This window comes from Mucilaginibacter sp. P2_A4 (genome assembly GCF_056405015.1).
The window spans coordinates 97,701-110,301 of the sequence record NZ_JBFUCX010000016.1 but is presented as its reverse complement, the minus strand read 5'-3'; the positions used below and the strand labels follow the sequence as shown (position 1 = coordinate 110,301).

5 protein-coding genes are annotated in these 12,601 nt (G+C 42.6%); all 5 read right to left on the bottom strand.

The window, feature by feature from the left end; all coding sequences use genetic code 11:
• Window positions 1-51: 51 nt before the first annotated feature.
• Window positions 52-2,451, bottom strand: coding sequence for an ABC transporter permease (locus AC1DYB_RS24680; protein ID WP_477438847.1), 2,400 nt, complete (start codon window positions 2,449-2,451; stop codon window positions 52-54).
• A 104-nt stretch (window positions 2,452-2,555) separates the two neighbouring features.
• A complete protein-coding gene (locus tag AC1DYB_RS24675) occupies window positions 2,556-4,943 on the bottom strand; it encodes an ABC transporter permease (protein ID WP_477438845.1) in 2,388 nt (795 codons plus the stop codon).
• Between the two features lie 106 nt (window positions 4,944-5,049).
• Window positions 5,050-7,410 carry an ABC transporter permease gene (locus AC1DYB_RS24670; protein ID WP_477438843.1) on the bottom strand — a complete coding sequence of 787 codons (2,361 nt, stop codon included), beginning with the start codon at window positions 7,408-7,410 and terminating at the stop codon, window positions 5,050-5,052.
• Window positions 7,411-7,646: 236 nt separating this feature from the next.
• Window positions 7,647-10,019: an ABC transporter permease gene (locus AC1DYB_RS24665; protein ID WP_477438841.1), complete on the bottom strand. Its 2,373-nt coding sequence runs from the start codon at window positions 10,017-10,019 to the stop codon at window positions 7,647-7,649.
• A gap of 173 nt (window positions 10,020-10,192) precedes the next feature.
• The gene (locus AC1DYB_RS24660; RefSeq protein ID WP_477438839.1) at window positions 10,193-12,565 is read right to left on the bottom strand and encodes an ABC transporter permease; all 2,373 of its coding nucleotides are present in this window, start codon (window positions 12,563-12,565) and stop codon (window positions 10,193-10,195) included.
• Window positions 12,566-12,601: the final 36 nt, after the last annotated feature.

The window sequence follows — 12,601 nt, the reverse complement described above, 5'->3', positions numbered from 1 at the left end:
TCCTACCGCCGCTGTCTTAACTCTTGACTCTTAATTCTTAATTCTTTGCTGTTATTCGCTCCTCAAACTTTTCACGGGGTTCATCAACGCGGCCTTAATACTTTGGTAGCTTACCGTAAGCAAAGTGATCGTGATAGAACCGATAGCAGTCGCCCCAAAAATCCACCAGGAAAGCTCAGCGTGGTACTTGTAATCTTTTATCCAACTTTGCATAAAATAGTAAGCGATTGGTATGGCTATCAGTAATGATATAGAAACCAGCACCACAAAATCTAACGACAGCAAGCGCCACAAACCAAATACTGATGCACCAAGCACCTTGCGCACGCCAATCTCTTTTGTACGCTGCTCGGCCATGAACGATGCCATACCAAAAAGGCCCATACAACTAATGAAAATAGCCAGCAGGGTAAAGAATCCCGCCAGCTTGCCAACACGCTCTTCATTCGCAAATTTTTGGGCGTACTCTTCATCTGTAAACTTAAAATCAAAGGGGCTGCCCGGGTTATATTGCTTAAATATAGGTTCAATTTTGCCCAATGCTTCGCTGGCGCTTATTTTAGGGTTTATTCTGATATCAATCAACTCACCTGCATAATTGATCATAAAAAACATACTTGGTTTTACAGGTTCATAGGGCGATGACATTACCATATCCTTTATAACACCGATGACCTTAATACCCTGACTTCCGTTTTTGATAATTTCACCTACAGGGTGTTTCAGGTTCATGAATTTCACTGCTGCCTCGTTCAGTATTACACCCGATGAATCGCTTAAAATCGTTCTCGAAAAATCACGGCCATCGGTAATTTGCCATCCGGCCACTTTTCCAAATTCGGGGCTTATCGGTATAACTCCAAAATCATCCTGCAGGTTGGGGTCTTTATCTTTCCAGCTAAACCCGCTGCTGTTTGACCATACCGCTGTTAACGGGCTGTTAGATTCAGCAACTTCAACTATCGCACCCGATCGAAGCAGCTCATGCCTCACAGCGCTAAAATGTTTATGAATATCATCAGTATTCATACTAACCTGTATCAGCCCGGTACGGTTATAACCAATTGGCCTGTTTTTGGCAAACTGTACCTGCCTGAAAACGATGATAGTACCTATAATTAAAGTAACCGAAACAGTAAACTGCAAAACCACCAATACCTTACGGGGAATAGACGCAAAACGACCCGCCTTAAATGTCCCCTTCAGCACTTTTACAGGCTGAAACGACGACAGGTAAAAGGCCGGATAACTGCCGGCTATTAACCCGGTTAGCAAACTAAAGCCTATACCTAACAGCCAAAACACCGGGTTGCCCCAAAGTATATACATGGTTTTATCAGCAACCTGGTTAAACCAGGGCAAAATAAGCTGCACAATCAATATTGAAAACAAAAAGGCAAATGAGGTGATCAATAGCGATTCGAGAAAAAACTGACCTATGAGCTGGCTACGCAATGAGCCAACCGTTTTGCGAATACCTACTTCTTTTGCCCGTTTTTCGCTGCGGGCAGTGCTCAGGTTCATGAAATTAATACAGGCCAGCAACAGTACAAATACCCCAATAATACCAAACATCCATACAAATTGTATAGCCCCTCCTGTATTAATACCGTTTTTAAACTCCGAGTATAAATGCCACTTACTCATTGGATGTAAAAAAATGGCGGGTTTAGAAGCGAGAAATAACTTATTGGCCCGTTCGGCAATAATAGCATCCCATTTTATGTTTTTTATATGAGCAGATACCTTATCTATATGAGCATTGGGGACCAGCTGAGCAAATATCTGCCATGAATTATTATCCCAATTTGCAATATTTCTTTTTAACCACGGCTCGGTGGTCATGTACAGATCCCAGGGGGCAATAAAAGCCAATTCGCTAAAACTGGTATTATGGGGCATATCTTCGTAAACGCCGGTAACCTTAACGTTCCATTTATTATCAATTTTTACAGGCTGCAACATGGGGTCGACATTCCCAAACAATGCCTTAGCCAGTGATGCGGAAAGCAAAATAGACGATGGATCTTTTAAGCCAGAGCGGGTTCCCTTCAGCATTTTTAAAGTGAGCAGGTCAGGGGCTTCGGCCTGCATATAGTTACCCTGCTGCTTTAGCTTTTTATCGCCATTTGCAATGATATGACCGCCCGTCCAGGTTGATAATACCACGTATCTAAAATCGCGTTTGTAATCCTGCCTCAATTTTGCACCTAAAGGCAGGGGAATAGCGGTTTGGGTAAACACATTACCGTTAACGGTTTGATGCTGCATTACCTGCACAATACGGTCATGGCTTTGATAGTATTTATCATATGATAATTCATCCCATATCCACAAACCAATAAGCATAGCCACTGCCATACCCACCGATAGGCCGGCAACGTTAATAAAAGTATGCGCCCTGTTGCGGGTAAGGTTTCGCCAGGTGATCTTCAGATAGTTTTTTATCATTGCTGTAGTTTTAAGCTTAAAGCAAAAGGCCCAAAGCCTAAAGCTTTTATATAATGCAACTTATTGCTTTTAGCTTTACGCCTTAAGCTTTCTGCTTTCTACTCTTATTCGCTCCTCAAGCTTTTTACGGGGTTCATCAAAGCGGCCTTAATACTTTGGTAGCTTACCGTAAGCAAAGTGATCGTGATAGAACCGATGGCAGTCGCCCCAAAAATCCACCAGGAAAGCTCGGCGTGGTACTTGTAATCTTTTATCCAACTTTGCATAAAATAGTAAGCGATTGGTATAGCTATCAGTAATGATATAGAAACCAGTACCACAAAATCTAACGACAGTAAGCGCCACAAACCAAATACTGATGCGCCAAGCACCTTGCGCACGCCAATCTCTTTTGTACGCTGCTCGGCCATGAAGGATGCCATACCAAACAAGCCCATGCAACTAATGAAAATGGCCAGCAGGGTAAAGAAACCCGCCAGTTTGCCAACACGCTCTTCATTCGCAAATTTTTGGGCGTATTGATCATCTGTAAATTTATATTCGAAAGGGCTGGCCGGGTCATACTGTTTAAATACAGCTTCAATTTTATGTAATGCTTCGCTGGCGCTTTTGCCGGTGTTCAGCCTGACATTAACTATCCCTGGAGCGTAGGGAATTATATAAAATATAGTTGGTTTTACGGGGTCATATGGTGATGACATAACCATATCCTTCACTACGCCTATAACTTTAAAAGTTTTGTACCATTTTATGGTTTCGCCAACAGGGTGTTTAAAGTTCATGAATTTTACGGCGGCTTCATTCAGTACTATTCCCGATGAATCTGTTAAAATATCTCTTGAAAAATCGCGTCCGTCGGTAAGTTTCCATCCAGCTGTTTTTCCAAATTCGGGGCTCACAGCAACAGTGCCAAAATCATCCTGTAAACTGGGGTCCTTATCCCTCCAGGTAAGACCACTATTATTGGAATATACTCCTGTTAACGGACTATCAGACTCGGCCATTTCAACTATTGCTCCCGACTGCAGCAGGTCATTCCTTACTGCTGTAAAGTGCTGATGAATGGCATCCGTTTTCATTTCTATCTGTATAAGGCCGGTGCGATCATAACCTATTGGTCTGTTCTTGGTGAATTGCACCTGTCTGAAAACAATGATAGTACCTATGATTAAAGTAACCGAAACCGTAAATTGCAATATCACCAGTACTTTACGCGGCAAAGCAGCAAAACGCCCGGCCTTAAATGTTCCTTTTAAAACTTTCACCGGCTTAAACGATGACAAGTAAAAGGCAGGATAGCTACCCGCAATAAGGCCGGTTACCAGGCTAAAGCCAACTCCCAGTACCCAAAACATCGGGTTGGCCCATAATACCTGCATGGTTTTATTGGCTACCTGGTTAAACCAGGGTAAAATAAGCAGTACAAGAAGTATGGAAAACAGGAAGGCAAATGCCGAGATCAGCACCGACTCTACCAAAAATTGACCAATAAGCTGGCTTCTCAGCGATCCTACCGTTTTGCGTATACCTACTTCTTTGGCCCGTTTTTCGGACCGGGCCGTGCTTAGGTTCATGAAATTGATACAAGCCAGCAATAATACAAATACACCAATAATGCCAAACATCCATACAAATTGTATGGCACCACCGGTATTAATACCATTTTTAAACTCCGAATATAAATGCCATTTGCTGATCGGGTGCAAAAACACAGCTGGCTTAAATGATAAACCCAGCTTATTGCCCTCAGCGGTAAAAGCATTCAGTTTCAAATCTTTTATCCTGGCCGATACCTTGTTTATATCTGCATTGGGGCTTAGCTGTGCAAATAGCTGCCATGAATTATTACCCCATTTTGTAATGTTTGTTTTTTCATAGGTAGTCATGTACAGATCCCAGGGTGCAATAAATGCTATTTCAGCTAAGCTATTATTATGCGGCAGATCTTCGTAAACGCCGGTAACCTTAACGTTCCATTTATTATCGATCTTTAAGGCTTTAAACATGGGATCAGTATCACCAAAAAGGGCCTTAGCCAGAGATGCAGAGAGAATGATAGATGATGGATCTTTTAGCCCTGATCGTGTGCCTTTGATCATTTTTAAGGTGAACAGGTCTGGTGCTTCGGCCTGCATATAGTTTCCCTGTTGGGTTAATTTTTTATCACCGAATGCGAGAATGTGTGCGTATGTCCAGGTAGATAGTACCACGTACTTAAAATCATTCTTATAGTCATCCCGCAGTTTATAACCCAATGGCATAGGTATATCCGATTGTGTGCCTACATTACCATTAAAAGTTTGATGTTGCATTACCTGCACAATGCGGTCATAATTTTTAAAATATTTATCATATGATAGTTCATCCCATATCCACAAACCAATAAGCATAGCCACAGCCATACCTACCGAGAGGCCAGTTATATTTATAAAAGTATGCGCCCTGTTACGCGTAAGATTTCGCCAGGCGATCTTCAGATAGTTTGTTATCATCACTGTTGGTTCATTAATTTACTTGTTCATTGGTTCTGTCAGTTTGTGGAGCCTGCAATAACCCCACTTAACTTCTGTCTTGTTTCTTGACTCTTAATTCTTCACTCTATTCCGAGCGCAGGCTTTTAACCGGGTTAGTCAGCGCTGCTTTGATGGCCTGAAAGCTTACCGTAATTAAAGTAATGGCAATTGCCCCAGTACCAGATAGTACAAAAATCCACCAGGATATTGGCGACCGGTATTGGTATTGCTGAAGCCAGCCACTCATAAAGTAATAAGCGGCAGGGATTGCAATAAGTAATGAAATAGCCACCAGCATCACAAACTCTGTTGACAGTAAACGCCACAAGTTTGCTACCGATGCACCAAGCACTTTACGCACCCCTATCTCCTTTATGCGTTGTTCGGCAACAAACGAGGCGAGCCCAAACAGACCAAGACAACTGATAAAGATGGCCAGCACCGCAAACACGGTAGCCAGGTTACCAATGCGCTGCTCGTCGCTAAACTTGTGCGCATATTCATCATCATTAAACTTAAACTCAAAGGGGCTGCCGGGGTTATATTTTTTAAATACGGGCTCAATTTTGCCCAGGGCTTCGCGCATAGGCATTTTAGGGTTTATGCGCAAGGTGATGACGTTAACCCAGGTTGGATTCATGTGAAAAACGGTAGCGATAGTAGATTTATATGGCGATTCCATTACCATATCTTTTACCACACCGGTTACAACGTGATTTTTACCTGCCCAATGCATGATTTTGCCAATAGGGTTTTTAAGTCCGCTTAGTTTTACTGCCGATTCATTTAATATAAACGCCCCGGTATCCGTAGGGAAACTTCTCGAAAAATCGCGGCCTTCAATTATCTTCCAGCCAACGGTTTTACCATAATCATAAGTTACAGCTATGGTACCAAATGTTGGATCGAAGCCGGGGGCTTTACCAGCCCATTCAAAGCCACCATTGTTTGACCATACCTGGGTTGTTGAACTGTTTGACTCCGTCATATCGGCAACCGCGCCCGTTTGGATCAGGTCGTTCCGCATGGCTTCATAGTGACCATAAATTTCAGGGGTATTCATACCCACCGTAATTAAGCCTTCGCGGGTATAGCCAATCGGCCTGCTGCGCGCAAACTGAATTTGCCTAAAAACGATAATGGTGCCGATGATGAGGACAATAGATACCGTAAACTGCACAACCACCAAAACCTTACGCGGCAGCGAAGCAAAGCGCCCAACACGGAAAGTCCCTTTTAATACTTTAATTGGTTCAAAGGCCGAAAGGTAAAATGCCGGGTAGCTACCTGCAATAATTCCGGTAAAAAAGGTAAAGCTCAAAGCAGCTGTCCAAAACCAGGGGTTAGCAAATGGCATGGCAATTTGCTTATCGGCAAGGTTATTAAAATATGGCAGAGCCACTAAAACAATAACAAGCGTAACCACCAAAGCCAAAAACGCAAACATCAGCGATTCGCTCAAAAACTGTTTCACCAGTTGCGAGCGGACAGAGCCTATCGCTTTGCGAATTCCCACTTCTTTAGCACGTTTTTCGCTGCGGGCGGTGCTCAGGTTCATAAAATTGATACAGGCCAGCAGCAATACAAACGTACCGATGATCCCGAACAACCATACCAGCTCAATACGGCCGCCAACTGCTTTACCGTTTTTAAAATCGCTATACAAGTGCCATTTGGCCATGGGATGTATTTGCATTACCTCGTCGTTCATTTTAAAATGAGGCTTGGTAATGTTCCTGATCTTTGCCGATACTTTATCAAAATCGGCATTCGCGTTCATCAGTGCGAATAAATGGCAGCCGTGGTTATCCCATGCACCACTTTGCGTGTTCCACCAATTTGCCGGGCTGCTCCAGGGCAGCATAAATTTAGTTGGATAAAAGGTGGTATTATGAGGCAGATCCTGGTAAACGCCGGCTACCTTCATATCGGTTTTGTTATCAATCCGTACTACTTTATTTATAGGATCGGCATCGCCAAAAAGGGCGATAGCAAGTGATTGTGATAATACAAAAGATGAAGGATCTTTAAAGTTGGCATAGCTCCCTTTTATCATTTTTAATGAAAGAATATACGGCAGATCAGGCTCGGCCCACATGCCGTTTTGCGAAATCTTTTTATCGCCAACGGCCAGTATGTGTGTACCCTCCCAGGTAAGGGCGGTCATTTTAAAATCGGCCGCGTATTTGGTTCGCAGTTCTGCACTAAGCGGCACCACGGTTGATCCGAAAGTTACCGTTTCACCATTGGCCGTTTGAGTGGTCATCAGCTGCGCCACATGATCATAGTTTTGGTGATACTTATCAAAGGATAGTTCATCCCAGATCCACAACCCTATCAGCATGGCCACCGCCATACCAACAGAAAGCCCCGCCACATTGATAAAGGTATGAACCTTATTTTTTACAATGTTGCGCCATGCGATTTTTAAATAATTTTTTATCATCGTGTTGATTTTTAAGCCTAATGCTAAAGGCCAAAAGCCTAAAGCCTTTTATATAATATAATCCTGTCCATTGCTTTTAGCTTTAAACCTTCGGCTTTCGGCTCCTTACTCGCTCCTCAAACCGTTCTTTCAGCCCTTCCCTGTTGTTCCCTGTCTTGATTCCTGACTCTTGATTCTTGACTCTTGATTCTTGACTCTTGATTCTTGACTCTTGACTCTTGATTCTTAACTCTTTTCTATTCGCTTCTCAAACTTTTTATCGGGTTAACCAACGCAGCCTTTATGGCCTGTACACTTACTGTTGCCAGCGCTATTAATACTATAAGCCCTCCCGATAGGGCAAACATCCACCACTGTATAGTAGTGCGGTAAGCAAAACCTTGTAGCCAGCTATTCATGGCGTACCAGGCAATAGGCGTTGCGATGAGCATCGCAGTTATTACCAAGGCCAAAAACTCTGACGACAGTAACCCGAATATGGATGCTATACTCGCTCCCAGTACTTTGCGTACACCTATTTCTTTAATCCGCTGTTCGGCCGTAAACATGGCTAAACCCAACAGCCCCAGGCACGATATAAATATGGCCAGGAACGCAAATATGTTCGACAGGCGACCAACGATCTGTTCGCTCCTGTATAGCCTTTGATATTGCTCGTCAGAAAAATTATAGTTGAAAGGAAAATTTGGATTTATCTCTCTACAAAGTTTTGAGATGGCGGCCAATGCTTCTTTTGTTTTGCCGGCCTGGGTGCGTACCAGGATGTTTCCCCGACTCAATTTTCCCCGGACGGGGCGAATGATCAACGGGAGGATTTGCTTATGTAGTGATTGAAAATGAAAATCTTTTACCAGTCCGATTATTTTTCCTTTCCTCCCCCACATCGTTATATATTTCCCAACGGGATCAGCAAAACCTAATTTTTGCTGCGTTACCTGGTTAATGATATAGTTATTGGAATCGGCAGGATAATCGGCAGAGAAATCGCGTCCCGCTAACATTTTCAGCTTCAAGGTATGCACAAAGTTATACCCAACCGCAATATTGGGAAAAGCCACGGTGTTGTTAGGGTCCTTCCCTTCCCAGGTAACGCCAATAGTACTATTATCAATAAATGTGGGATTATTTGACATTTGGCTAACCGATTTAATACCGGGCATACTCATAGCCTCGTTTTTAAAAATATCGTATTTGGCACCCAAATCGCCCTCGATAGGAATATACACCAGGTCTTCACGATCATAACCCAGATTCCTGGTTTGAATAAAGTTTATTTGTTTTGATACCACTATGGTAGCAATGATCAATACAGACGAAAGTATAAACTGCATTACAACCAGCCCCTTGCGAAACCATACCGCGCCGGCATCAAGCTTTAATGTTCCCTTCAGTACTTTAACCGGGTTAAATGATGACAGGAAAAGCGCCGGGTAACTACCCGAAATTAAGCCGGTAATTAGCGTAATTACCATTAGTTTTAGCCAGAAAGAAACCTCGCCAAAAGGCATAACTATTTCCTTTTGGGTAACCTGGTTAAATGCCGGCAAAAGCACAGCAGTTAAAACCACAGCTACCACAACAGCCAGTACGGTAAGCAGTAACGATTCGCCAATAAACTGCCTGATCAACACGCCTCTCACAGCGCCCATTACCTTGCGTACTCCAATCTCCCGGGCCCTTTTAACAGATTGTGCTGTTGTAAGGTTCATGAAATTAATACAGGCTATAAGCAATACAAATAAGGCTATAATACTAAACAGACGTACATATTCAATACGGCCGCCGGTTATTTTGCCATCTTCAAAATTGGAGTGCAGGTAAACCTGGTCAAAACGCTGCAGGCCATGTTCAACACGATAGCTTTTTTCCTGGGTTCGGTAAGTATCTAAAAAGTGTGTTATTTTCTTATCTACCAACACGGGGTTTGCATCCTTGCGTAGCATTACAAACGTTAAAGGCCCGCTGTTATTCCAACTTTTTGAACCGGGATTTTCGGCTAAATAGGCGTCCCAATTAATTACGTATTCAAATTTCCGTGAAGTGTTTTCCGGCAGATCTTTAAATACAGCCGTAACTGTAAAATCTTTTTTGTTTTCAAACCGGATGGTTTTACCCATGGCCATATCGGGATTGCCAAAAAACATAGCTGCCATTTTTTGCGATATAGCCATGCTTAAAGGCGAATTTAATGCTGTACCTGCTTCGCCTTTTACAAGCGGGTAGCTGAACATATTAAAAATATCGGCTCCGGCAAAAGTGCCATTCACCTTCAATATTTTATTACCTACCCTAAAAGTATGATCATCATTTCCATCCTCCATGTTAATGGCATATTCCACTTCGGGCAGTCCTTTTTTCAATTCGGCGCCCATCATGCCCGGTGTATCATAATTGCCATCTATTTTATGATCATAGTATTCCCGTTCATAAACTTTATATAGCCGGTCGCCATTTTGATGATAGCCATCAATGCTCAGCTCATTTTGCACCCACAATAAAATAAGCAGGCTGCAAGCCAGGCCAACCGAAAGACCGGTAATATTTATAAACGAGTGCGCCTTGTTCTTAACAAGATTGCGCCACGCTATTTTTAAATAATTTTTTATCACGATATTATATTTTAAGCTTAAAGCTAAAGACCAAAAGCCTAAAGCTTTTGTTTAATCCTGTCTATTGCTTTCAGTGTCCTACTCTTTTTTCAAACTTTTTATCAGCCCTTCCCTGCTGCTTCCTATCTTGATTCCTGACTCTTGATTCTTAACTCTTGATTCTTAACTCTTTCCTACTCGCTTCTCAAACTTTTTATAGGGTTGATTAATGCCGCTTTTATAGCCTGGAAACTTACCGTTGCCAGGGCTATTACCATGATGATACCCCCAGAAAGGGCAAATACCCACCATTGCATGGGCGTTTGGTAAGCAAAACCCTGCAGCCAGGCCCCCATAGCATACCATGATATAGGCAAGGCTATAAATAAGGATACCACTACCAATATTAAAAACTCCGACGATAGCAGACTAAAGAGCGAACGTACACTTGCGCCCAATACTTTACGGATGCCAATCTCTTTAATTCGCTGCTCGGCGGTAAACATGGCCAAACCAAGCAAGCCAAGGCATGATATAAAGATGGCCAGGAAAGCAAATGCATCTGACAGCTTGCTGATGATCTGTTCGTTTTGATACATTTTCTGGTACTCTTCATCCGAAAAGGTATAGGAAAAAGGGAACGAAGGATTAAGCTGTTTACAAAGCTTTTCGATACCGGCCAAAGCTTCGCGGGTTTTGCCTGGCTGTGTGCGTACCAGGATATTGCCATAACCCTCTTTTTCGCCAAACCTGATCACTAAGGGCTGTATTTGCTCATGCATCGATCGGAAATGGAAGTCTTTTAGTACGCCAATGATCTTACCATGCTTACCCCAAAGTGTAAGCGGTTTACCTATGGGATCTTTATAATTTATTCTTTTTAAAGCGGCTTCGTTGATAAGATATCCGGCCGAGTCGGTGCCGAAGGCCGTAGAATAATCACGACCTGTTACCATTTTTAGTTTCATGGTTTTTACAAAATCGTATCCTACAGATGCCTGGGTAAACTCGATATTTACATTAGGATCTTTACCATCCCAGGTTACGCCTCCTGTGCCGTTTTGCATATTAGTTGGCGTGGCGGTTATCCGGGTTACCAATTGAACGCCCGGCGTTTTAAGCGCTTCGTTTTTAAAGGCAGCATATTTGGGTATAAGCTCGCCATCCATTGGAATATAGATCAGATTTTCCCTATCATAACCCAGGTTTTTTGATTGTACAAAGGCCATTTGTTTTGAAACAATAATGGTGGCAGTTATCAATATTACAGATAAAGTAAACTGAAATACTACCAAGCCCTTGCGAAATATAGTGGTGCCGCTATCTAATTTAATTGTCCCTTTTAAAACGTTCACCGGGTTAAAAGATGATAAAAATAAGGCGGGGTAGCTGCCGGATATAAACCCGGTAACAAGTGTTAATCCTACAAGCTTAAGCCAAAAATCAAACTGGCGAAACGGCAAATCGATCTCCTTTTGGGTAATTTGGTTAAATACAGGTAATAATAGCACCAATAGGAGCAACGAAACTATAACTGCCAATAAAGTGATGAGCATAGATTCGCCTATAAACTGTTTTACCAGTACAGAACGGACAGCGCCAACCACTTTACGAACACCTATTTCGCGTGCCCGTTTTACAGACCGTGCCGTACTCAAATTCATAAAATTGATACAGGCTATCAGTAATATAAAAACAGCTACAATAGAGAACAAGTGTACATATTCTATCCGCCCGCCTGTAATTTTGCCGTTTTCAAAATTACCATGGAGGTATCCATCGGCAAAAGGCTGCATGCCAAGCTCAAGGGTAAACGTGCCCTTTTTCTGATCTTTATTCAGGTTATCTAAAAAATGAGTCAGCTTTTTTTCAACTTTTGCTGGGTCGGCATCAGACCGCAGCATGATAATAGTTGCCGGCCCGTTGTTCCCCCATTGTGCAGCCCAGCTATTGTCGGCCAAAAAGCTGGTCCAGTTTATTAAAAAATCGTAGCGCTGCGAGGATGTTTTGGGCATATCTTCAAAAACAGCGGTAACGGTAAAGTCTTTTCGGTTTTCGTAGCGGATAGTTTTACCGACAGCTGTTTGCGCGCTGCCAAAAAAAGCCTCTGCCATTTTGCGCGATATTGCTAAACTTAAAGGAGAACTTAATGCAGTTTTAACGTCGCCATGTATTAAAGGGATGGAGAACATTTTAAAACAATCTTCGCCGGCGGAAGTACCGCTCATCTTCAAAACTTTGTCACCAACCTTAAAGGTATTATCGCCACCATAGGCTATCCCGGTAACGGCTTCAATTTCGGGTATTTGTTTTTTAAGTTCATCGGGCAGCAATCCAGGTGTACCATATTGTCCAAAAACTTTGTTATCGTAGTACTGCCTTTCAAATACCGAAAACAGGCGTTTGCTATTTTTATGGTAAGCATCAATCTCCAATTCGTTTTGCACCCAAAGCAAAATGAGCAGGCTGCAAGCCAAGCCTACCGACAGCCCCGCGATATTAATAAAAGTGTGCGCCTTGTTTTTGATGATGTTACGCCACGCTATTTTTAAATAATTCCTGATCATGATTAGTTCATTGGTTTACTTGTTCATTAGTTCATT